General features: G+C 62.4%; 20 protein-coding genes and 1 tRNA gene. 17 read left to right on the top strand and 4 right to left on the bottom strand.

The annotated features are described in order from the left end of the window. Positions 1-74 precede the first annotated feature (74 nt). Positions 75-1,121 carry a ferrochelatase gene (gene hemH / locus V8P86_RS03780; protein WP_336325904.1) on the top strand — a complete coding sequence of 349 codons (1,047 nt, stop codon included), beginning with the start codon at positions 75-77 and terminating at the stop codon, positions 1,119-1,121. Positions 1,122-1,123: 2 nt separating this feature from the next. Then, positions 1,124-2,461: a protoporphyrinogen oxidase gene (gene hemG, locus V8P86_RS03775; protein WP_336325903.1), complete on the top strand. Its 1,338-nt coding sequence runs from the start codon at positions 1,124-1,126 to the stop codon at positions 2,459-2,461. A 5-nt stretch (positions 2,462-2,466) separates the two neighbouring features. Here the strand turns inward: hemG and hemE are convergent, their stop codons facing one another. Then, positions 2,467-3,474, bottom strand: coding sequence for a uroporphyrinogen decarboxylase (hemE, locus tag V8P86_RS03770; protein WP_336325902.1), 1,008 nt, complete (start codon positions 3,472-3,474; stop codon positions 2,467-2,469). Positions 3,475-3,573: 99 nt separating this feature from the next. Here hemE and V8P86_RS03765 point away from each other — a divergent pair, with 99 nt between their 5' ends. The 6 genes from V8P86_RS03765 (at position 3,574) to yqeC (ending at position 7,966) form a co-directional block, all read left to right on the top strand. Next, positions 3,574-4,224 carry an adenylate kinase gene (locus V8P86_RS03765; RefSeq protein ID WP_336325901.1) on the top strand — a complete coding sequence of 217 codons (651 nt, stop codon included), beginning with the start codon at positions 3,574-3,576 and terminating at the stop codon, positions 4,222-4,224. 47 nt (positions 4,225-4,271) lie between these two features. Continuing rightward, a complete protein-coding gene (locus V8P86_RS03760) occupies positions 4,272-5,156 on the top strand; it encodes a DUF106 domain-containing protein (protein ID WP_336326293.1) in 885 nt (294 codons plus the stop codon). A 44-nt stretch (positions 5,157-5,200) separates the two neighbouring features. Further along, positions 5,201-5,785: a (d)CMP kinase gene (cmk, locus tag V8P86_RS03755; protein ID WP_336325900.1), complete on the top strand. Its 585-nt coding sequence runs from the start codon at positions 5,201-5,203 to the stop codon at positions 5,783-5,785. After that, complete coding sequence (locus V8P86_RS03750) at positions 5,782-6,717, top strand: RNA-guided pseudouridylation complex pseudouridine synthase subunit Cbf5 (RefSeq protein WP_336325899.1); 936 nt, start codon at positions 5,782-5,784, stop codon at positions 6,715-6,717. The genes cmk and V8P86_RS03750 overlap by 4 nt, the downstream gene beginning before the upstream one ends. Before the next feature lie 48 nt (positions 6,718-6,765). Then, positions 6,766-6,836: transfer RNA gene (locus V8P86_RS03745), tRNA-Pro, on the top strand. A gap of 389 nt (positions 6,837-7,225) precedes the next feature. After that, on the top strand, positions 7,226-7,966 hold the full coding sequence (gene yqeC / locus V8P86_RS03740) for a selenium cofactor biosynthesis protein YqeC (RefSeq protein WP_336325898.1): 741 nt from the start codon (positions 7,226-7,228) through the stop codon (positions 7,964-7,966). A gap of 12 nt (positions 7,967-7,978) precedes the next feature. Here the strand turns inward: yqeC and V8P86_RS03735 are convergent, their stop codons facing one another. The 3 genes from V8P86_RS03735 to V8P86_RS03725 form a co-directional block, all read right to left on the bottom strand. After that, the gene (locus V8P86_RS03735) at positions 7,979-8,590 is read right to left on the bottom strand and encodes a molybdenum cofactor guanylyltransferase (RefSeq protein ID WP_336325897.1); all 612 of its coding nucleotides are present in this window, start codon (positions 8,588-8,590) and stop codon (positions 7,979-7,981) included. A gap of 71 nt (positions 8,591-8,661) precedes the next feature. After that, positions 8,662-12,009 (bottom strand): formate dehydrogenase subunit alpha, encoded by a 3,348-nt coding sequence (fdhF, locus tag V8P86_RS03730; protein ID WP_336325896.1) that lies wholly within the window; start codon positions 12,007-12,009, stop codon positions 8,662-8,664. After that, positions 12,006-13,547 (bottom strand): NADH-ubiquinone oxidoreductase-F iron-sulfur binding region domain-containing protein, encoded by a 1,542-nt coding sequence (locus tag V8P86_RS03725; protein WP_336325895.1) that lies wholly within the window; start codon positions 13,545-13,547, stop codon positions 12,006-12,008. The genes fdhF and V8P86_RS03725 overlap by 4 nt, the downstream gene beginning before the upstream one ends. Before the next feature lie 179 nt (positions 13,548-13,726). On the opposite strand from V8P86_RS03725, the gene V8P86_RS03720 reads away from it, so the two are divergent. From V8P86_RS03720 to lrpA1, 9 genes are all read left to right on the top strand, one after another. Next, positions 13,727-14,320 (top strand): hypothetical protein, encoded by a 594-nt coding sequence (locus V8P86_RS03720; protein WP_336325894.1) that lies wholly within the window; start codon positions 13,727-13,729, stop codon positions 14,318-14,320. 316 nt (positions 14,321-14,636) lie between these two features. Continuing rightward, the gene (locus tag V8P86_RS03715) at positions 14,637-14,990 is read left to right on the top strand and encodes a twin-arginine translocation signal domain-containing protein (RefSeq protein WP_336325893.1); all 354 of its coding nucleotides are present in this window, start codon (positions 14,637-14,639) and stop codon (positions 14,988-14,990) included. Positions 14,991-15,038: 48 nt separating this feature from the next. Continuing rightward, entirely contained in the window at positions 15,039-15,293 is a 255-nt protein-coding gene (locus tag V8P86_RS03710) for an HAH_0734 family protein (RefSeq protein WP_336325892.1), read from the top strand. A gap of 48 nt (positions 15,294-15,341) precedes the next feature. Continuing rightward, positions 15,342-16,334 (top strand): signal peptide peptidase SppA, encoded by a 993-nt coding sequence (gene sppA / locus V8P86_RS03705; protein ID WP_336325891.1) that lies wholly within the window; start codon positions 15,342-15,344, stop codon positions 16,332-16,334. Positions 16,335-16,448: 114 nt separating this feature from the next. Next, positions 16,449-17,051, top strand: coding sequence for a chemotaxis protein CheC (locus V8P86_RS03700; protein ID WP_336325890.1), 603 nt, complete (start codon positions 16,449-16,451; stop codon positions 17,049-17,051). A gap of 58 nt (positions 17,052-17,109) precedes the next feature. Further along, positions 17,110-18,315 (top strand): acyl-CoA dehydrogenase family protein, encoded by a 1,206-nt coding sequence (locus tag V8P86_RS03695; protein WP_336325889.1) that lies wholly within the window; start codon positions 17,110-17,112, stop codon positions 18,313-18,315. A 239-nt stretch (positions 18,316-18,554) separates the two neighbouring features. After that, positions 18,555-20,447 carry a 2-oxoacid:acceptor oxidoreductase subunit alpha gene (locus tag V8P86_RS03690; protein WP_336325888.1) on the top strand — a complete coding sequence of 631 codons (1,893 nt, stop codon included), beginning with the start codon at positions 18,555-18,557 and terminating at the stop codon, positions 20,445-20,447. Between the two features lie 15 nt (positions 20,448-20,462). Continuing rightward, positions 20,463-21,401 carry a thiamine pyrophosphate-dependent enzyme gene (locus V8P86_RS03685; protein WP_336325887.1) on the top strand — a complete coding sequence of 313 codons (939 nt, stop codon included), beginning with the start codon at positions 20,463-20,465 and terminating at the stop codon, positions 21,399-21,401. A 119-nt stretch (positions 21,402-21,520) separates the two neighbouring features. Further along, positions 21,521-21,949 (top strand): HTH-type transcriptional regulator LrpA1, encoded by a 429-nt coding sequence (lrpA1, locus tag V8P86_RS03680; RefSeq protein WP_336325886.1) that lies wholly within the window; start codon positions 21,521-21,523, stop codon positions 21,947-21,949. Positions 21,950-21,984: the final 35 nt, after the last annotated feature.

Raw genomic sequence — 21,984 nt, 5'->3', positions numbered from 1 at the left:
GTTTCGGCCCGAGAGAATGCCGACAACCTGGGAGTAAGCGACAGACATACATTTACCAGGTCAAAATGCTGAGTATGACTACCGGCGTTGCGATGCTGAACTTCGGCGAACCGTCCGAACCGGATCGTGAGCGCGTCCTCGATTATCTCGAACGCATCTTCTTCGCGAACGCGGATCTGGAGGAAGCCGACTCCGAGGAGGCGGCCCGTGAACGCGCCCGTACCCTCGCCAAGCGACGCCTCCCGGGGCTGATGGAGGAGTACGAAGACATCGGTGGCTCCCCGCTGAATCCGCAGGCGAAAGCACAGGTCGAACTGACCGAGGAAGTTCTCCGCGAGCGCGGCTACGACGTGAACACCTACTTTGGCACGCAGTACACCGAACCGTTCATCGGCGACGCCGCCGAGCAGGCGATGGACGACGAGGTAGACCACCTGATCGGCCTGCCGATCTATCCGCTCTGTGGTCCCTCGACGAACGTCATCTCGCTGGACGAACTCGACGAGGTCATCGAGGATTTGGAGTGGGATGTCGAACAGGACGCGATCACTGGCTGGCACAAACACCCGACCTACAACCGGATCCGCGCGGAGAACATCGACGAGTTCGCGACCGAGCAGGGCCTCGACCTGAACGACGAGGACACCGCGCTCGTCTTCTCTGCCCACGGGACGCCGAAACACTATCTCGAAGAAGGCAGCCGTTACGACATCTACGTCGAGGAATTCTGTGACGTGACGACCTCCCTACTCGGAGTCGACGACTATCATCTTGGCTTCCAGAACCACTCGAATCGCGATATTCCGTGGACTGAACCCGAAATCGAGGATCTGATCGAAGACATCGACGCCGAACGCGTCGTCGTCGAACCGGTCAGTTTCCTCCACGAGCAGAGTGAGACGCTCTCGGAACTGGATGTCGAACTCAAAGAAGAGGCCGAGGAGGAAGGACTGGACTTCTACCGCGTTCCAATTCCCCACGACGACGAACGCATCGGTGAGGTCTTCGCGGATCTCGTCGAACCGTTCATCACTGACTTCGACGCTTCCTACTATCAGTTCAGACAGTGCCAGTGCCGGGACGAACCGGGAACGATGTGTCTGAACGCGCCCCGAGAATGAGCATGCGAGTTGGGATCATCGGCGGCGGAATCACTGGGCTGGCGCTGACGCACTACCTCGCCGAGGCGGGAATCGACTCGGTGACCTTCGAGGCCAGCGAAGAGGCTGGCGGCGTCATCCAGACCCGCCATGTGGACGGCCACGTCCTCGAAGCGGGGCCACAGCGCATGCGCAAGACGCCTGGCGTGGCCGAGCTCGCGGCGGCGGGCGGCATCGAGGACGCCTTCGTCGAGGCCGGCGACGAGAAGTTGTACGTCTACGCCGACGGGAAACTCGGCTGCGCACCGCTGTCTGTCGAAGAATTCTTTAGAACCGATCTGCTCTCCTGGACGGGCAAGGCCCGCCTGCTCGCGGAGGTCTTCACCCGTCCGGGGATGGAACAGGAGACGGCCCGGGATCTGTTCGTCCGCAAGTTCGGACAGGAGGCCTACGAGAAGTTCATCGGGCCGCTGTACGGCGGCATCTACGGCTCGGACCCGGCAGAGATGCCCGCCGCCTACGCCCTCGATAGCCTCATGGAACGCGAGGAGAAGGCCGGGAGTTTCCTGCAGGCCTTCCGAAAACGCGTCGGACAGGGACAGAAGGCCCCGCCCGCGTCGATGGAAGAGGGGATGCAACAACTCCCCAACGCCGTGGCCGAAGCCTACAGCGACCGGATCGAACTAGAGACGCCAGTGACCGATCTCGAACCGGTCGAGCGTAGCACGGGGACGATGTACCGCGTTGAGACGCCAGCAGGAACGGAGGAGTTCGATCACGTCGTCTGCACGACGCCAGCAAGCGCGACGGCCGACCTGCTCGACGGAATCGCAACCGGCGTCGAGGACCTCGACTCGCTTCGGTACAACCCGCTCGCGCTGGTCTATCTCGAATCCGACCTCGGCCGCGAGGGCTTCGGCTATCAGGTCGGCTACGGCGAGGATCTGCACACGCTCGGCTCCTCTTGGAACGCGAGCATGTTCGACCGCGACGGCGTCCACACGATCTTCCTCGGCGGGATGCACGAACCCGAACTGCTGGAAGAGAACGACGAGCGACTGGCCGAAATCGCTCAAGAAGAGTTCGAGACTGTCACGGGCGCAGAGTCGTCGGTCATCGACGTTGCTCGCCTCGAACCCGGTTTCCCGGCGTGGGACCAGTCGTGGTGGACGCTCGAAGACGTCGAGACACCCGAAGGAATCGATCTCGCCACGAACTACACCGCGCGGATGGGGATTCCGAGTCGCGTGCGCGAGGCGCAGGAACTCGCTGAATCGCTGACGGAGCGAGCCGAAACTCTCGATTCGAGGTCGCTCACGAACGCAGACAGTTCGACGACAGCGGCCCCGAGCGACGACTAACTCCGCTACCGCTCGGTTTCTTTCGCAGTTTCGACGAAGGCCCTGACGGATTCGACCGGCGTTTCCTTGTTGACGCCGTGGCCGAGATTGAGGATGTGTCCCTGCGGACCGGCCTTCTCGATGACTTCGCGGGTCTTCTCCCGGACGAAGTCCGGGTCGGCGAAGAGATAGGAGGGATCGAGATTGCCCTGTACGGGCGTGTCTCCGAGCGTCTCGCGGGCCTCGCCCATATCGACCGTCCAGTCGAGTCCGACGGCGTCCGCACCCGACTCGTCGAGCAGATCGAGTCGGCCGTTCATCCGGCGGACGAACACGATTGTCGGGGCGTCGACGGCCTCAAAAATCTCCTGGTGTAGCGGCAGGACGAACTCCCGGTAATCCTCCGGGGTGAGCGTCCCGGCGTAGGTGTCGAACAACTGAACGACATCCGCGCCGTTGCCGACCTGGAACTGGAGATAGTCTTTGACGATGTCGGTGAACGACTGCAAAAGCGTCCGGAAGGCTTCGGGATGCTGTGCGCGGAGTCGTCGCAGCGGCATGTTCGTCCGACTCGGCCCGCCAGCGACGGCGTAGGAGGCCAGCGTGAAGGGGCCGCCGGCGAAGCCGATCACTGCGGTTTCGTCGCCGACGCGCTGGTTCAGGTTGACGAGCAGTTCGCCGACGTAATCGAGTTCTTTCGTCACGTCGCCGTGGGTGCGGTCCACATCGTCCGGACCGCTGACGGGGTCTTCGATCACCGGGCCGACGCCGCTTTCGATGTGATAGGAGAAGCCGAGCGGTTCGAGGACAGTCAGGATGTCTGAGAACATCACGACGCCGTCTGGCTCGTAGTACTCCCACGGGAGCAGCGTGATTTCGGTGGCGACTTCGGGCGTCTTGATGGCTTCGAGAAAGCTGTATTCTTCGCGGAGGTCGCGATATTCGGGGATATGTCGGCCGGCCTGGCGCATCAGCCAGACTGGCGGCCGTTCGGTGTGTTCCCCACGGGCAGCACGGACGAGGAGATGATCCATTGCTCACTGGTTCGACTGTGGGGAGTTAAGGGCTTTTGATAGCGCGGGTCGCAGGCGAATTTGGATAATCATTTAACGACAGGCTTGGAAGCTACGTCTATGGCAGCGCCACGGATTCTCATCATCGGCCCGCCAGGTGCAGGCAAAGGAACACAGAGTAGCAATCTCGTCTCGGAGTACGGCGTCGACCACATCACGACTGGCGACGCGCTCCGAGCCAACAAGGACATGGATCTGAGCCACCTCGACACGGATCGAGATACCCCGCGTGCGTACATGGAGGCGGGCGATCTCGTCCCTGACGAGGTCGTCAACGAAATCGTCGACGAGGCACTGTCGAACGCCGACGGCTTCGTCCTCGACGGCTACCCGCGAAACACCGACCAAGCCGAGGAACTCGAATCGATGACTGACCTCGACGTGATCCTCTCGCTGTCGGTCGGCCGCGAGGAACTGATCGACCGACTCACCGGCCGGCGGGTCTGTGACGACTGTGGCGAGAACTACCACGTCGAGTTCGACCAGCCCGAAACTGAGGGAGTCTGTGACGAGTGTGGCGGCGACCTGATCCAGCGCGACGACGACACCCGCGACGCCGTCGAGAACCGACTCGACGTCTTCGACGAGGAGACCCAGCCCGTGATCGACCACTACGAGGGTCGCGAGGAGTTCGTCGCAATCGACGGCGAACAGACTCCCGACGAAGTCTGGGAAGAGATCAACGCAACTGTCGACGAACGTGCCGAGTAATCGAGGAGTAAAAGCTTGATAGTACTCGGACAGCTTAGATGCACACAATGCCACGGACCGCACAGAAAGTAGACGAACTCGCCGAGGAAGGCGAGCATATGACCGATGCTCTGCAGGAGGTCCTCTCAGTCGCCGAAGAGCAGGGGACGGTGACCTGGAGCGACGTCTCCGACGACATCACCAGCGGTGAGTGGGGACGACTCATCGAGAAAGGGATGCTCACCGACGCCGACGGCGAGGGCTTCGTCGTCGAGGATCCTGATGGGATCCGCGAAGCGCTCGACGAGGCGGATCCGACCGACGGCTCGGATCAGGACATGTCGTGGACGACCTACGACAAACTGGCAGCGATGAGCGCAGTCGGCCTCTTCGCGGGCTACGCGTTTGGATCTGTCCGACAGATGATCGGCAGCACGATTGACCTGATCGTCGGGCCGCTCAACGAACTCCTGCCGTTCTACATGGTCATCCTCGTTCTTGCAGTGATGACTGGTCTCGCCTCGGCGATTTTCCAGGACAATCTCGGCAACACGGAAGTGATGGGTGAGTACCGCGAGAAGACGGAGAAACTCAAGGAACGCCGCGAGAAGGCCAAAGAGCGCGGCGACGACGAGGCGCTCGAAAAGATTCAAGAAGAGCAGATGGAGATGATGTCGGAGAACCTCGGCGTCTTCAAAGCGCAGTTCCGACCGATGGTCTGGATCATGCTGTTCACCATTCCAGTCTTCCTCTGGCTGTACTGGATGACCATCGACGTCGGCATCGCAGGCGGTTCGCCGGCACTCGTGCTCCCCATCGCGGGAGAGATATCCTCGTGGCGGACGCAACTGGTCGGTCCGATGGAAGTCTGGATCATCTGGTATTTCGTCTGCTCGCTGGGCTTCGGCCAGATCATGCGAAAGGCCCTGAACGTGCAGACGACGCCTGGCTGATCGAAACACGCAACCTCTTTTAGCCCCACCGCGTCATATTTCGTATGTTGATTACCGTATCCGGCCCCGCAGGCTCGGGCAAGAGCACACTCGCTGCCTCGCTCGCTGCGGAGCTTTCATATGAACACGTCTCGGGCGGTGATATCTTTCGCTCGATTGCCGAGGAACGCGATCTGACGCCACTCGAACTGAATCGTCGTGCGGAAGAGGACGACCAGATCGACCGTGATCTGGATCGCCGCCTGCGCTCGACGGCCCGCGACAGCGACCATCTCGTTCTCGAATCTCGGCTGGCTGGCTGGATGGCCGGCGAGTACGCCGACCTTCGGCTCTGGCTCGACGCACCGCTTGCCGTTCGTGCCGAACGGATCGCCGACCGCGAGGAGAAATCTGTCGAGCAGGCCCGCGAGGAAACCCAGGCCCGCGCCGACAGCGAAGCCCTCCGCTATCGGGAGTACTACGGCATCGATATCGACGATCTGGGAATCTACGATCTCGTCATCAACACTGCTCGCTGGGGCCCCGACGGCGTCACTGATCTCGCGCTGCAAGCCGTCGAGACCTACGACGAGGGCACCGACGAAGGCAAGACACCCGTCACCGGTATTGAGTACGACTTCGGCGAATGACACTCCGCGATCCACCTGGTGAGCGCTCTGTCGAGGAGTTGCTCGCCTTCGGCGTCTGCAATCTCGACAAACCGCCGGGACCGACCTCTCATCAGGTCGCCGACTGGCTCAAACGCCTCGTCAACGACGCTGTCGAGCAGGCTGCTGGTGACACCGCGGAGTCCCTTCTCGACCGTGTCGCGCACACCGGCACGCTCGATCCGAAAGTCACCGGCTCGTTGCCGTCGCTGCTCGGCGACGCGACCAGACTCGCACAGGTGTTCGCAAAGAGCGACAAGGAGTACATCGCGGTTCTCGAACTACAGGGACCACCGCCGTCGGATTTCGAGACGACGCTCGCGGAGTTCGAGGGCGACCTCTACCAGAAGCCACCACTGAAGAGCGCCGTCAGACGGCAGTTGCGGACTCGCCGGATTCACGACCTCGAATTGCTCGAACGCGACGGCCGACAGGCCCTGTTGCGGATTCGCTGCGAGGCGGGGACGTACATCCGAAAGCTCTGCCACGACATCGGCCTCGCCCTCGGGACGGGCGCGCACATGGGCGACCTCCGGCGAAGCATGACCGGCCAGTTCGACGACAGTGCTCTGGTGACGATGGAGGAGTTCGCCGACGCGCTGGCGTTCTGGGCCGAGGACGGCGAGGAGCAGTGGATTCGCGAGGTGGTTTCGCCGGCCGAGGAGGCTCTGCGCTCGCTGCCGCGGCTGATCGTCGCCCCCAGTGCTGCCCGCGAGATTGCCGAGGGCGCGCCGGTTTACGCGCCCGGTGTGATCGACAGCGAGTCTGCGCCGCTGGACGGAAGTGAACCGACTCAGGGAGATTTGATTGCCTGTTTCACGCCGAACGGGTCGGCAGTCTGTCTCGGGACGCTCGTCGGCGATCCGGAGGCTGAATCGGGCACGGTCGTGGAACTCGAACGGGTGCTGGTGTGACTGCGAATCGAAGGCCTTAATCCCGGGACCGTCGTCTACTCGAAACGCGGGACCGTGGGGTAGCGGTATCCTCGGCGCATGGGGTGCGTCGGACCTGAGTTCGAATCTCGGCGGTCCCACTTTTCCAAAGGAGCGAGCCCGCGAGCGACGCATGGAAACGTGGGACTACGAGGGCGAGCGAAGCGAGTCCTCGGTGGTCCCATACCACTTTTTGCTGCGTCGGGTTCGCTCGAAGAGCGAACCGCTCCTTGCAAAAACTTGGGGAAAAACTGCCGAGTCCTCACTCCGTTCAGACTCGGTGAACCGCCTCGCTTCGCGCTCACGGCGTCGCCGTTCGCGCAGCTCGGCGGATGCTTGTACCGCACTCTGTTCGGTCCATATCTACTGGACTATCACCCAGATGTCCGCGATGTACTGGACTCCCTCTTGAATCCATCTAGAGGGCGCGATTTGCTTGGACACACTTGGCTTCCACAACGTCTTAGGTAGTTCCGGCTCATCCCCAAATATGGACCTTCTCGACGCTCTCGATGCCCGATCAGGACTCGTCTGTGTCGTCGGCGCGGGGGGCAAGAAAACCGCGCTGTACACCCTCGCCGACCGGGCCGCCGAAGCAGGTCTCCGCAGCGTCGTCACCGCGACGGTCCGCATCCCGATCTTCGACGAGCAGGTGAGCAACGTCGTCACGACCGAGGATCCAGTGGCCGCGCTGGCGGCCACCGATGAATACCCGCTCGGCGTGGTCCCAGAACGCGACGGGGAGACGAGATACCGGGGATACGACACCGCCGTCGTCGACGAACTGGCCCGGTCGGATGTCGCGGATGTCCTGTTGACCAAAGCCGACGGTGCTCGGACGAGGGAGTTCAAAGCACCCGGCAACGAAGAGCCACAGCTTCCGGAATCGACGGACACTGTTCTCCCCATCGCGAGCGTCCACGCGGTCGGCGAGCCACTCAGCGAGGAAACCGTCCATCGCCCCGAGCGCGTCGCCACCATCACCGGCCTCAGCGAGGGTGAGCAAATCACCCCGGCGGACGTGGCCTCAGTGGTCGCCAGTCCCGATGGGGGACTCAAAGGAGTTCCCGAGGGCGCGACTGCGATTCCGGTTCTCAACAAGGTTGACGACGAGGAACTAGCGGGTGTCGGGCGCGACATCGCGCGAGGGATTCTCGACCGCGCGGACGTACCGCGGGTCGTGCTCACGAGTCTCGTCGCGGACAACCCGGTCGTCGACGTGATCGAGTAGCGCTGTCGGGAGTCAGGCCAGACGGTCGGCAGCCTCCTCAAACTCTTCGCGAGTGTTGAGGTTCTCGAAGCTCTGTGTCGAGCCGACCGACTCGATTTCGTCGGCCTCGACGACGACGTACTCGATATTCTCCAGTGGAGCGAGAACGCGCGGATTCCCCTCGGCGAGGGCTGCCTCGCAAGCCGCGCCCATTGCGTCCGCGCGGTAGACCGCCTGTGTGGTCTGCAGCCATCCGTCGTCGAGTCGAGGGACGACCGCGTCGTGACCCTCCGCCCGCTCGAACAGAAGCGAGAGCACGTCGGACTGGACGAAGGGCATATCACAGGCAACGACCGTCGCGTACTCCGATTCGACAGAAGTCAATCCGTTGCGGATTCCAGCGACAGGTCCCTGATCCGGTTCTTCGTCGAGTGCGTAGCTGACTGCCAGCGGATAGCCAGCCAGCGCGTCGCGAATCGCGGGCTGTTGATCGTCTCGGCAGTTGATCACCAGTTCGTCTACGACTGGCTGCAGGCGGTCCGCGACGCGGCGGATCATCGGCGTGCCGGCCAGTGCGGCCACGGCCTTGTCAGTTTCACCGAAGCGCGTCGAGCGTCCACCCGCGACGATAACGCCACCTCGCATACCCGGCCGTTCGGGACCGCGAGGCATGACTCTCACGGCGTGCTGTCGCGAACAAAAATCGACGTCTGCGATCAGTCGTCGTCCGCCGAGGTGTCGGTCCCCTCGGAGCCACGGCCCACGTCGGGGCGCCGCAACACCGCTGCGTCAGCGTCAGGGCCGAGCGGATCCACCCGGACGCTCGCAACTTTGTACTCGGGAATTCCGGCCTGTGGGTCGAAATTCTCCTGAGTGAGCTTGTTGACCGCGCCGGCGGCGAAATGCATCGGAATAAAGAGTGTGCCGGGTCCGACACGGTCGGTCACCTCGACTTTGACGACGATTTCGCCGCGGCGGGACTCGACGCGGACGTACTCCTCGTCTGCCACGCCGAGTTCGGCAGCGGTGTCGGGGTGGATTTCGACGAAACTCTCGCCGACGTGGCTCATCAACCCCTCGACGCGGCGGGTGATCTGGCCCGTATGCCAGTGATAGAGCACCCGCCCGGAGGTCAGCGTCAGCGGATACTGTTCGTCGATTTCCTCGCCCGGGCGCTGGGCGTCCGCGGGCACGAATCGAGCCTTGCCGTCGCCGAAGTTGAACTCGCCGTCCTCGTAATCGTAGAGATAGGGCGTCCCCGGATGCTCGGTGTCCGGGCAGGGCCACTGTAGGCCGTGTTCGTCGCCCGCCTCCAGGCGGTCGTAGGTCACACCGCCGTAGATCGGTGCGAGATCGTTGATCTCCGACATGACTTCCCGGGGATGATCGTACTCCCAGCCGTAGCCGAGCCGGTTCGCGAGTTGTTGGAGGATCGCCCAGTCCTGCCGAGCCTTCCCGGGTGCATCGGAGACCGGCCGCACGCGCTGGATCCGTCGCTCGGTGTTGGTGAAGGTGCCGTGTTTCTCCGGCGAAGCCGCCGCCGGGAGCACCACGTCGGCGTACTCTGCCGTCTCCGTGAGGAAGATGTCCTGCACGACGAGCAGGTCGAGTTCCTCCAGCGCCTCGGCGGCGTGACTGATATCCGGTTCCGACAGCGCCGGATTCTCCCCGACGACGTACATCCCGCGGAGGTTGCCTTCGTGGATCTCGTCGAACATCTGCGGAACCTTCAGACCCGGCTCGTCCGGCGGACGACGTTCCCAGACCCGCTCGAACTTGTCGAGCACTTCGTCGTCGGTCACGTCCTGATACCCGGGGAGACTGCCCGGCAGCGTTCCCATGTCACCGCCACCGCCTTGGACGTTATTCTGCCCGCGGAACGGCGAGAGGCCGGCACCGGGCTTGCCGACCTGCCCGAGAACCAGCGCCAGGTCCGCCAGCGCGAGCACGTTCTGCGTACCGTGACTGGACTGGGTGATTCCCATCGCCCAACCGATCACCACGTCCTCGGCAGCGGCGAGCGTCTCCGCCGCGCTCTTCAGCTCCTCGGGCGGAACACCAGTTAGCTCCTCGACTTTTTCGGGGGTGAAGGGCTGGACCTTCTCTACGACCTCCTCGAAGCCGGTCGTGTTGCGTTCGATAAAGGCCTCGTCGTGGAGGTCGTTTTCCACGATATAGCGGATGAGACCATTGATCCAGGCAGTGTCGAAGCCGGGTTCGATCCGGGTGAACTGATCGGCGTGTTCAGCGATTCCGATCTTCCGGGGATCGAAGACGACCAGTTCGGCTCCCTCGCGGACGTTCTGCTTGATCCGCGTCGCCAGCACTGGATGTGATTCGGTCGTGTTCGAGCCAGTGAGCAGGTACGCGTCGGCCTCGCCGACATCTTCGTTGATGCGGTTGGTCATCGCGCCGTAGCCGACCGTCTGCTGGAGTGCCGCGACCGTCGAGGAGTGACAGAGCCGTGCGCAGTTGTCGATATTCTTGGTGCCGAGCACCTCACGGGCGAACTTCTGGACGAGGTAGGCCTCCTCGTTGGTCCCCTTCGAGGAGGCGAGACAGCCGACGGCGTCGATTCCGTGATCTTCCTGAATCCCATCCAGTTCGCGAGCGACGTACTCCAGTGCTTCGTCCCACGAGGCTGGCTCCAACTCGCCCTCGTCGTTGCGAACCAGTGGCTCCGTGAGTCGCTTCTCGCTGTTGGCGAATTCGTGACCGAACTTCCCCTTGACGCAGGTCGAGAAGTTGTTTGCCGGCGCCATGTCAGGGTCCGAAACCGGTTCGACGCCGAGATACTCCTCGCCTTTGCCCCACATCTCGAAGCGACAGCCGACCGAACAGAACCCACAGGTCGTCTCCTCGCGGTCGACCCGTCGCATCTGTACGTCGGCGACAGTCGTCGCGATATCGAAGAGTAGCCCCTCCGGAAGCATCCGCGCCGCGATGTTCTCGGCGGTGTGTTCACCCATCTGTACCACGCTGCGTTTGTACTGGCTGGCGAGAGTCCGGAGTGTCGACTCCGCGCGCTCGGCCGCACGAGAGATGGCAGAGTCACCGTCGGCCAGTGTTCCGAGTCCGTCCCCCTTGCCCGGTGGCTTCTCGAACGACCGATTCGGCGCTGTGGTGTCGTCGATGGTCTCGACGTTCTCGTGTTGCTTTACCGTCCCGACCGAGTTCTCCTGGGTGAAGCCAGGGATGGGCAGCGTCGTCGTCCCGCTGATGTCCTTCTCAGTCAGCGCGCCGGTCGGACAGACCGTGGCGCAGTGGCCACAGGAGACGCAAGTCGAGTCGGCCATCGTCTCGGCGCCGTTCTGGAAGGCGATTCTCGTGTCCCCTGCGGACCCCTCGATCCGGAGGACGCCTTCGACCTGCACGTCGTTACAGCTCTCGACACAGCGGTTGCAGAGGATACACTTGTTGCGGTCGATCTGGATGAACGACGAGGTGCTGTCCAGCGGTTCGTACTGATCGCGCTCGTCGAAGACACCGTACCGCGGGTGTTCGACACCCTGCTCGACGCTCGTTTGCTGGAGTTCACAGCGGCCGTTGCCGTTGCAGGTCGTACACCGGAGGTTGTGATTCGAGAGCACGAGGTCGAGATTGACCGACCGCGCCTCGACAGCCTCCGTCGCGTCGACGCTGACCGACAGCCCGTCTTCGGCCGGGAACGAACAGGCGGGAACGAGCCCGTGTTCGTCGGTCTCGACCATGCAGGTCCGGCACTCGCTTCTTGGTCCGATTTCGTCGCTGCAATCGCCCGTCCGGTCGAAATAGCAGAGTGCCGCGATATCCGCCTCCTCGGAGATGGCGACGCCGCCGTCCTCGATACCGTCGGCACCGGTGTCGACGGCCACCGAGTCGAGCGCCCGGAGCGCGTCGATGATCGTCGACCCCGGTGGAACCGTCACCGTCTCGCCGCCGACAGTGAGCGTCGTGGATTCGTCGTCCCGTGTGCCAACCTCGGGATCGTTCGCGGTTCCGCTCTCGAATGTCTCGGTGACCGGCGTCTCTCGCTGGGGATTCTGTACGTTTGGCGTTCGTGGGAGATGCTGATTTGTCGTCATACTGATTCTCCGTGAAATCCGCTCGTAGTGACCTCACAGGCGCCGCTCGGGCAGCGGCCATCGGCGTGGGCACGGATCTCTGAACTGAATTCTTCGACGGCGGTGAGTGCCGGCCGTGGTGCCTGTGCGCCGATCTGACAGTTCGCAGAGCGTTCCATGACGCGGCCGAGTTCGCGTAGTTTCTCCGTCTCGATTGTCCCGTCGTAGATATCGCGCAGCAGTCCGGTCAACTGGACTGTCCCTTCCCGACCGGGGACGCACCGGCCGCTGTTCTCCTCGGCGGCGAACTGGACGCGCTCACCGGCGACTGCGAGTGGGCACCGACGGTCGGAGAACAGTTCGACCACCCCATTCGTCCCGAGCGAAGCACTCCGGAGCGCAGGGGCAGACGGCGGGACTGAAAGATCCCGCGTGAGTCCACCCAGCGCGCCGCCGACGCAGGCCATCTTGAAGCGTCCGTCGACGGAGACTGCCTCTCGGGTCGCCGCGAGCGACCCGTCGGTCGGGAGTTCGACGACAGCGGGCTCCTCGACATCGCCGGTGACGCTCACCAGTCGCGTGCCGGGGTCGTCCGCGCCGGTGTCGAAGACCTCGGGTGTCGCCAGCGCGGCCCGAATCTGTCCGAAGGTCCGGGGCGTGTGGAGCACTGTCGGACGACCGTACAGCCCGTGGGTTGCCGGCCCCGGTGGCTGCAGCCGCGGTTCGAGCCGATCCGCCTCTTCCATCGCCTCCAGCGCGACCGTCGGCTCGCCGGCGAGATATCGGTCCGGCCCGGTCGCTATCTCGGTGTCGACGGGGAGATCTGTTGCCGCGTCGACGACCGCTCGGAGGTGCTCGCGAAGGTCGTCGTCGGCTTCGTTCAGATAGCAGATCACCCTCTCGGCGCCGACAGCACCCGCGACGGCCGCGGCCCCGTCGAGGACGGCGATGGGCGAACTTTCGAGTAACAACCGGTCTGCCCGTGAGCGCTGGTCGGACTCGTGGGCGTTGACCACCACCAACGGGTCGCCGTCGCTCTCGCGGGCCTGCTCCCAGGCAGTCGCCGCCGAGTCATCTGCGACCGCGTCTCCCCGACCGCGTGCTCTGATTCCCAGATTGGCGATTTCGCTCGCGTCCGCGCTGGCCGAGCAGAGGTCCCAGTCCTCGGAAGCGAGCGGGTTCAGCCAGCCGCAGGACGCAGTTACTCGTCTCTGTCCGACCGCGAGCGGGCCGTCATCGGGGACTGGCAGTGTTTTCGTTTCCGTCTCGTGTTCGATGACGTATGATGCGGACTCGGGAAGATCGCCGCCTGCCAGTCGGTCGACAGCCGCCCGAACCGCCTCCTCTCCCGGCGTCGGCAACAATGCGGTGCGGCCGTCGACGGTCGCGAGAACCAGCGGCTCCAGAGTTGGCTGTCCGATCGAGCCGGTCCCAACGATCTCAACCTCCTCGGCGGTCCCCCGTGCCGCCTCAAGTAGCGCCTCACGACCCGGATCGGCGGGCGCGGCGGCGACCCGCAGCCCCCGCTCCATCCCGGCCGCAGCCGTTTGTGAATTCATCGCACATCACTTGTTCTCCGAACGCAAAAAATGATCCGACGTCGACGCTGGGCCGTCGGGAAAGTCTCCACGTGGGAGAAAGCCAGCGGGGCAGCGGCGCCGGTTTCTGCTTCGTCTGCCGGTTTTCTTGACTGGTGGTCCACCCCAAAATCAAAGCTTCAGGCTCCATTGCTCACGGTATGGCCTCCGACCTCGGAAATATGCTCAGGATGATGAACATCCTCGGCGACGAGGGCTTCGTGAACGCGCTCGAAAATGCCGAGACGTTGGTCGAAAATGCCGACGAGACACTCGAACGCGTCGAGAAAATCGAGGGCGACGCGGAACAGGCGGTCCGGGAAGCCAACGAGACACTGACGGCTGTCGACAACCGCCTCGCCAAGTTCGACGAGACGATTTCGCTACTGGAGGCGAAAATCGAAGCCGGATTCAGCATCGGCTTTTTCTTTTTCGGACTGAACCGGTATCTCGACGGCGAACTCCTGCTCGCGGCGGCGCTTTTGTTCATGGGATTGCTCGGGGCATCCTCGCTGGTCGTGACCCTCGTGACGCTGCCACAGGTTCGCCGACTCCGAAAGATGGGATTGCGAGCCTGGAATCGGGTCGACGAGGAAGACGGCGAGGATGATCTAGTCCCCGACGCTGTGGGCGACCTCGGCCGTGAAATTCCGGAAATTGGCGCTCCTGGCGAATCGTCCGCGTCTAACGAAGCAAGCTCGGAATCCGGACCGCGACGGCAGTCGCGTCGCTACGGGCGTCGTCGCGACAGGTGAAAACCTGAGTGGCCGTGTTCACCCGGGTGACTACTCACAGTTCAAAGACAGTGGGGTATGCGGCCAGACGCGCGAGCAGTTCAGGTCGGCGTTTGGCCGGCATGTAAGGGTTGGGGCCCTGGGTGGTATCTACCGATGATGGCTGCAAACCAGATCCAGGAGTGAATCTCTCGATAGTGTGGGGTTGGGTGCTCTTCCAAGGCCCATCTGCCTCTATTGATCCGCTGGTAATAAACTCTTTGAAACCAATCAATCGTTTACTCTGACAACGGCCGTACCCGGCACATTTATTCCCGGGTACACCCGAGTGCGGTCCATGGTCGAGTGGTCTCGCCGGGATGCGATTACGCTCGCGACGGTCGCCGTGGCGAGCGGCGTCGGCGGCTGTACGGGGCTGTTCGTCGGCCAACCCGATCCAGAGTTAGTCGAGATGGAGCAACGAATTGCAACGTCGGGTCGGCGAACGGTCGCTGCGACGGTGACTGTCGAAAATCAGGGGGCGACAGGCGACGTTCTGGTGACGATCAGGGCACTCGACAGCGACGACGAGCCGATCAAAAGCGTCGATGAGGTTCACGAAATCGAAGGCGGGGAATCGGTCGAGTTGACGATCCCGATAGAGGCCCCGGAGGGCACCGACCGGTTCGAGGCGCTGGTCGAACCCGCCTGATCGAGCAAACCCGAAGTTGTTATACCTGCACTGTGTGAACGGTTCGGTATGCAGAAACTCATCATCCACGGGGACCCCGGCATCCGGAAGGGTGCGACCATCGAGTACGAGGGTACCGAGTTCGTCTGCTTCGGGATCAACCGCCAGTGTGAGTGGAACGGCCCCGATGAGGTGCAACTGTGGTGTACCGTCGGCCAGCCCGAAGAAAAAGAGAGCTACGAACGCCGAGAGTACATCCCGATGCATCTCGACGTCGAGGCGGCCGATGCCGAGGAGATCACGGTCCTCGAAGCGGCGGCCTGACGCCAGTGGCGTGATTTTTATTTCCGGGGCCCAACTGAACGGACAGCGATGGGGCTTCTCAAGAGTATCCTTCGAGTCGTCGTGTTCGTCGCGGTCGTAACGATCGGTGCGGCTGCTGGCTGGGCGCTGTTTCTCTGGTATCCCAGTTCGGGCCTGGAGCTTGCAGGCATTCTGCTGGTGGTCCTTCTGGCACCGCTGGTGATCCGAATCGCTGGCTCGACCGCCAGTTCGATCGTTCCCTCCTACAACGTCGCGGAAGTTGCCGTCACGGGAGCGATCACCCGCAACGCAGGCGGCGGGCTCGGCTCGCCGCCGACCGGAGCCAGCGCAGATCGAATCGTCGATCAGATCGAACGCGCCGACGCCGACGGGAGTGCGGACGCACTCATCGTGCGGCTGAACACGCCCGGCGGCGAAATCGTCCCGAGCGAGGATATCAAACTCGCCGCGGAGCAGTTCGACGGGCCGACAATTGCGTACGCAACGGACACCTGCGCGAGCGGTGGCTACGAAATCGCGAGTGGCTGTGACGAAATCTGGGCCCGGGAGGGCAGTATCGTCGGGTCAATCGGTGTCATCGGCTCGCGTGTCACCGCCGCGGAACTGGCCGACCGACTCGGGATCCAGTACGAACAACTGACCGCCGGCGAGTACAAAGACGCGGGCACGCCGCTGAAGGAACTCGAAGCACACGAACGGGAGTATCTGCAGGGATTGATCGACGACTACTACGAGCAGTTCGTCTCGAACGTCGCCGAGCGCCGCGAGATGGACAAAGAGGCCCTCGAAGCCACCGAGGCACGCGTCTACATCGGTTCGAAAGCGGCCGAGGAGGGACTGGTCGACGAACTCGGGACGAAAGAGGACGTGGTCGACACGCTCGAAGACCGACTCGGCACAGAGGTTGCCGTTCGGGAGTTCGAGCCGCAGTCTCCGCTGGCCCAGCGCGTCCAACTCGGCGCGCAGCGGTTCGCCTTCGCTTTCGGCGCTGGCATCGCCAGTCTCTTTACCGACGACGGCAACCGCTTCAGGTTCCGCTAACCGGCTGCCTGTCTGCGGCCGCTCTGACCGCTTCGTCGGCCAATTCTCGCCTGCGAAAATTCGAGGACACGTATTATATAGGTCGGCGCAAAATGAGAGCACAACGACTCATTCATGAGCCTGATGATCGATATTCGGAAGCTGGGGTTGTTCAACAAGATGGCCAAGCAGGGCGGGAACACGGTGGCCGACCATCTCAGTCAGATGACCGGGATGGAGACCGAAATGGAGATTACCAAGATCAACTTTATCGACATCCCCGATATCCGGGCCCACGTCGGCGACGAGAAACAGATCGGCATCAGCATCGAGATGACCGAACGACCCTACGGCCACATCCTCTTTCTGTTCAACGCTGAGGACGCGAAGAAACTCGCCCACGGCATGATGGGCGATATGGGCAACGGCGAGGAGTCGAGCGACGGGTTCACCGATATGGAGCGGTCGGCGATCCAAGAAATCGGCAACATCATGACCTCTGGTTTCATCGACGGGTGGGCGAACGTGCTGAACACGACCATCGATATGTCGACGCCGACGTTCACCTACGGCCCCGGCAGCGGCATGGTCAACGAACTCGTCGGTGACCGCGATGACGAGATGGCGCTGATGTTCGACTCGCGAGTGCAGGCGCTGGAATCCGACATCAACGTCAAAGTCTACACCTTCCCGGAACTCGACGAACTCGTGAGTCTGATGCAGGAAATCGAAGTCTGACTCTTCTCCCAAACCTCGTAGGTCTGCTCTTTATTTGTCTCCTCTCCTAACCATTGATATGGATTTGTTAGAAGAGAGTATTGTTCCGGAGCACGCACGTGATGTCAAACAGGAGGCCCGTGAATTCGCCGAGAAACACATCGAACCCAACGCAGAGGAGTACTTCGACCGCGGCGAGTATCCCGAGGAAATCGTCAAGAAAGGCGAGGAGGCCGGACTGGTCGGCCAGTCCATCAGTGAGGAGTACGGCGGCCGCGGATTCTCTATTTACGAGCAACTCGCGATTGCTGAGGAGTTTTACAAAGCAGACGCCGGACTCGGTCTCTCGCTGCAACTTCCGGGCTTCGGGACGACCATCGTCGAAGAACACGGGACCGAAGAACAGAAAGAAGAGTATCTTCGTCCCGTCGCCGAAAACGAGATGCGCTCCGGACTCGGCGTCTCCGAACCCGAGACCGGCAGCGACATGGCCGGGATGCAGACGACCGCCGAGAAAGACACCCCTGAGCAAAGCTCAGCGAGCCCTGGGTCGACCGAGGCGACCCAGGACGGCGACGAGTGGGTGCTCAACGGCGAGAAGTACTGGGTCGGCAACGGTGTCGAGGCCGACTGGTTGACGATCTACGCCCGCACGGGCCACGACGAGGACAACCGCTACGGCAATTTCTCGCTGTTTATCGTCCCCACCGACGCTCCCGGCTACCACGCCGAGCACATCCCCGAGAAGATGTGCTATCGTGCCTCCAAGCAGGCACACATCACCTTCGACGACTGCCGGATTCCCGAAGAGAACCTCGTCGGCAACGAAGGGGCGGGCTTCTACGTGATGGCTGATTTCTTCAACCACGGCCGCGCGGTCGTTGCTGGACACGGTCTCGGCCTCGCGGCCGCCGCAATCGAAGAGGCCTCGGCGTTCGTTCACGACAGGGAGGCCTTCGGCCGCACCATCGACAATTTCCAGTCTGTCCAACATGATCTCGCGGAGATGCGCATGGAGTTTGAATCGGCGCGTGCGCTGAGTTGGCGCGCCGTCGAAAAAGTCGCGAACGGTGACCGACCCGGCTACTGGGCCGCACTCGCGAAAACCACCGCGACCGAGGCCGCGACCGAATGTGCCGAACGTGGCATGCAACTGCACGGCGGCCGCTCCGTGCTGAACGAAAACCGCATCTCACGAGTCTACCGCGACGTTCGTGTGCCGGTCATCTACGAAGGTGCGAACCCGATCCAGCGAAATCTGATCTACAGCCAGGCCCCGCGGTAATCTCAACGACCTGATATGGGAGTCGCTGCGCTGGGACTCCCGCAACCACGATCCCGGTTTTTCCTGAACAATCGTTTAGGATCTTCTTCGTTTTTGTCTACTCTCCACATAGTTGCGCCCATATTTTCCCGGTTATTTGTGGTGATTAACCATGTTGAATGTTATTTTGTAGCAAGGTTTTAGTCACGAGGCCGTCACAGTATAGGTATGCGGTGTACATGGATTGAGAGGTGGTCACCATGAGTGACACACTGATGTGGCGGATCGCCGGGGGATCAGGCGATGGAATCGATTCGACCAGTCAGAACTTCGCGAAAGCGCTGATGCGGGCTGGTTTGCACATCTTCACACATAGGCATTATCCGTCGCGCATCCGTGGCGGTCATACGTACGTCGAAGTGCGTGCCGGCGAACAGCGCGTCCGCTCGCGTGGCGACGGCTTCAATTTCCTCCTCTCGCTGGGAGATAGCTTCGCGCGCAACCCGAGCGAGGACGCTTACTACGGCGACGAGGAGATGAAGCCACTGACCGAGCATCTCGACGACCTGAACGAGGGGGGCGTGATCGTCTACGATACAGGGTTGATCGACGAGGAGGCAGTCGCCGAGATCGGACTCGAAGAGCGTGCCGAGAAGAACAACTGGCACGTCTACCCGGTCGACCTGCGCGCGCTGGCCCGCGAGCACGGCCGAGAAGTGATGCGTAACACGGCCGGAATCGGTATCACGGCGGCGCTTCTGGACATCGACACGACGCACTTCGAGGGACTGATCAGGGAGGCGATGAGTGGCGAGAACCAAGAGCAGAACCTCGATATCCTCCAGAAGGCCTACGACCGCGCCAAGGAGTTCGACATCACACACGACCTCCGCGTGCCGGAAGGCGACCACGACCAGGAGATGGCGATGCTCAGCGGCTCGAACGCCATCGCCTACGGTGCCCTCGACGAGGGCTGTCGGTTCATCTCCGGGTATCCGATGACGCCGTGGACGGACGTGTTCACGATCATGTCACAGAACCTGCCGCATTTCGGCGGCATCTCCGAGCAGGTCGAAGACGAAATTGCGGCCGCCGCGCTCGCGCTGGGCGCTTCGCATGCGGGTGCGAAGGCGATGTCTGGCTCTTCCGGTGGCGGGTTCGCGCTGATGAGCGAACCGCTCGGACTCGCGGAGATGACAGAAACACCGATCGTGCTCGTCGAGGCGATGCGGGCCGGGCCGTCGACGGGGATGCCGACCAAACCCGAGCAGGCCGACCTGGAACACGTCCTGTACACGAGTCAAGGCGACTCGTGTCGGGTCGTTTTCGCGCCGGCGAACGTCCGGGAAGCCTACGACCAGACGCGCAAGGCCTTCGAGTTGGCATACAGCTACAATCTGCCGGCTATCGTCGTCTACGACCAGAAGATTCAGGGCGAACTCCGAACTGTGCCGGTCGATTTCTTCGACCGCGAGCCAACCGCCGGCATGGAGGGCGTGCTCACCGAGGACGAACTCGCCGAGGCGGCTCACGACGCCTCCGGGAAGTTCCAGCGGTACCGCCACGACGTCGAAGACGGCTCGAATCCGCGGTCGATTCCCGGCCAGAAGGGAGGCCGGCACCTCGTGACCGGCAACGAGTCACAGGAGGTCGGACACATCTCCGAATCGCCGGACAACCGCAAGGCACAGATGGATCGTCGGATGCGCAAACTCACCTCCATCCGGGAGGACCTCGACGAGATGGACTCCTCGCACCAGACCCACTACGGACCGTCCGAGGCGACTCACGGGATTCTGGTCTGGGGGAGCCAGCAGGACACCGCTTTCGAGGCCGTCGACCGACTCAACGCACGCGGCGAGAGCGTCAAGGCGCTGGGCGTCAGCGATCTGATGCCCTATCCGGAGAGCGAAGTGACCGCGTTCCTCGAAAGCGTCGAGGAGTGTCTTGTCGTCGAGATGAACGCGTCGGCGCAGTTCCGCGGGCTGACACAGAAGGAACTCGGTCGGTTCGGCCGGAAACTGACCAGTCTGCTCAAATACGACGGCGAACCGTTCGAGCCCGGCGAAATCGTCGACGGCTTCGAGTCGAGTTTCTCCGGCAGCGCGGAACTGACCGGAAACATGCGCCTCGAACCGGCGGCGGGAGATTAATTTAGGTGATCACAGATGACAGCATTCACGGCCATCGATACCGAGGAACAGGCAGAGAAAGACGACTTCACACCGGGGGTGGAGCCACAGCCGACGTGGTGTCCGGGCTGTGGTGACTTCGCGGTCCTGAAGGCGCTGAAGGGGGCGATGCCGGAAGTCGGTCGCACGCCCGAAGAGGTGTTGCTCGTGACCGGCATCGGCTGTTCGGGCAAACTCTCCAGCTATTTCGAGAGCTACGGCTATCACGCAATCCACGGCCGCTCGCTCCCGGTCGCACGCGCGGCCAAACTCGCCAATCCCGGTCTCGAAGTGGTCGCGGCAGGCGGTGACGGCGACGGTTACGGCATCGGCGGCAACCACTTCATGCACACCGCCCGGGAGAACCACGACATGACATATATCGTGTTCAACAACGAAATCTTCGGGCTGACGAAAGGGCAAACCTCACCGACGAGCCCGAAGGGACACAAATCCAAAACGCAGCCCAGCGGCAGCGCGAAAGATCCGGTGCGGCCGCTGACACTGTCGCTGGCTTCGGGGGCCTCCTACGTCGCCCGGACGGCGGCGACGAACCCGCGGCAGGCCCAGGAGATTCTCGCCGAGGCCATCCAGCACGACGGCTTCGCTCACATCGACTTCCTGACCCAGTGTCCGACCTGGAACAAGGACGCCAAGGAGTACGTCCCGTACACCGACATCCAGCAGGACGACGAGTTCGACTTCGATATCAACAACCGCCGCGAGGCGGCCGACATGATGTACGAAGCCGAGAACCGACTCTACGAGGGTGAGGTCCTGACCGGTCGATTCTACCGCGACGATAACCGACTTTCCTACGGTGAGGAGAAACGCAAAACCGGTGAGATGCCGGCCGATCCCCTCGCTGAACGGTACTTCGACGAGGACGCAGAGTGGGCCCGGACCGCCGACGAACTGCTCGGCCGACACACCTGACCGACTTCTCACGACCACGGACAGACGGTCGAACGGCCGGAATCTGTTCCGGGTTTGTCCGGGAAAAGTTCACTTATGGATTCGGAAGATATTTTTCTGGTGGTGTGAAAGAGTAGAGTATGAGCGCAGAGGCTACGGAACAACGTATTTTATCGGTTTTAGAGGAGGATGCGCAGGCATCGTACGCGGAGATCGCCGAGCGGGCGGACGTCTCCAAGCCCACTGTCCGCAAGTATATTCAGAAACTGGAAGAGGAGGGCGTGATCGTCGGCTACTCTGCCGACGTCGATCCCAAGAAACTCTCCGGCCAGTCTATCGCTATCGTCGGTGTCGACGTCGAGAGCGAGCAGTACGTGGAGGTGACTCGGGCGTTGAAAGAACTCGATTCCATCGAATCTCTCTACACGTCGAGTGGCGATCACACCCTGATGGCCGAGATCCGAGCGCCAGACGGTGACTCCCTCGGCGAGATCATCAACGACGAAATCATGGAACTAGACGGTGTCAGCGCGGCCCACCCCTCTTTCCTGCAGGAGCGTCTCAAATAATCCGACGCGGAACCGCCGGATGTTTTACGGATTCA

It is taken from the genome of Halovenus anhuiensis, assembly GCF_037080055.1.
GTDB lineage: Archaea > Halobacteriota > Halobacteria > Halobacteriales > Haloarculaceae > Halovenus.
This window is presented reverse-complemented; position numbering and strand designations above follow the sequence as displayed.

Coding starts and splice junctions, on each gene's coding strand:
- V8P86_RS03685 (WP_336325887.1), top strand. CDS start 20,463: ATGACAGCATTCACGGCCATCGATACCGAGGAACAGGCAGAGAAAGAC.
- yqeC (WP_336325898.1), top strand. CDS start 7,226: ATGGACCTTCTCGACGCTCTCGATGCCCGATCAGGACTCGTCTGTGTC.
- V8P86_RS03750 (WP_336325899.1), top strand. CDS start 5,782: ATGACACTCCGCGATCCACCTGGTGAGCGCTCTGTCGAGGAGTTGCTC.
- V8P86_RS03735 (WP_336325897.1), bottom strand. CDS start 8,590: ATGCGAGGTGGCGTTATCGTCGCGGGTGGACGCTCGACGCGCTTCGGT.
- V8P86_RS03695 (WP_336325889.1), top strand. CDS start 17,110: ATGGATTTGTTAGAAGAGAGTATTGTTCCGGAGCACGCACGTGATGTC.
- V8P86_RS03710 (WP_336325892.1), top strand. CDS start 15,039: ATGCAGAAACTCATCATCCACGGGGACCCCGGCATCCGGAAGGGTGCG.
- sppA (WP_336325891.1), top strand. CDS start 15,342: ATGGGGCTTCTCAAGAGTATCCTTCGAGTCGTCGTGTTCGTCGCGGTC.
- V8P86_RS03690 (WP_336325888.1), top strand. CDS start 18,555: ATGAGTGACACACTGATGTGGCGGATCGCCGGGGGATCAGGCGATGGA.
- fdhF (WP_336325896.1), bottom strand. CDS start 12,009: ATGACGACAAATCAGCATCTCCCACGAACGCCAAACGTACAGAATCCC.
- V8P86_RS03725 (WP_336325895.1), bottom strand. CDS start 13,547: ATGAATTCACAAACGGCTGCGGCCGGGATGGAGCGGGGGCTGCGGGTC.
- V8P86_RS03760 (WP_336326293.1), top strand. CDS start 4,272: ATGCCACGGACCGCACAGAAAGTAGACGAACTCGCCGAGGAAGGCGAG.
- hemH (WP_336325904.1), top strand. CDS start 75: ATGACTACCGGCGTTGCGATGCTGAACTTCGGCGAACCGTCCGAACCG.
- V8P86_RS03700 (WP_336325890.1), top strand. CDS start 16,449: ATGAGCCTGATGATCGATATTCGGAAGCTGGGGTTGTTCAACAAGATG.
- V8P86_RS03765 (WP_336325901.1), top strand. CDS start 3,574: ATGGCAGCGCCACGGATTCTCATCATCGGCCCGCCAGGTGCAGGCAAA.
- lrpA1 (WP_336325886.1), top strand. CDS start 21,521: ATGAGCGCAGAGGCTACGGAACAACGTATTTTATCGGTTTTAGAGGAG.
- V8P86_RS03720 (WP_336325894.1), top strand. CDS start 13,727: ATGGCCTCCGACCTCGGAAATATGCTCAGGATGATGAACATCCTCGGC.
- hemE (WP_336325902.1), bottom strand. CDS start 3,474: ATGGATCATCTCCTCGTCCGTGCTGCCCGTGGGGAACACACCGAACGG.
- V8P86_RS03715 (WP_336325893.1), top strand. CDS start 14,637: ATGGTCGAGTGGTCTCGCCGGGATGCGATTACGCTCGCGACGGTCGCC.
- cmk (WP_336325900.1), top strand. CDS start 5,201: ATGTTGATTACCGTATCCGGCCCCGCAGGCTCGGGCAAGAGCACACTC.
- hemG (WP_336325903.1), top strand. CDS start 1,124: ATGCGAGTTGGGATCATCGGCGGCGGAATCACTGGGCTGGCGCTGACG.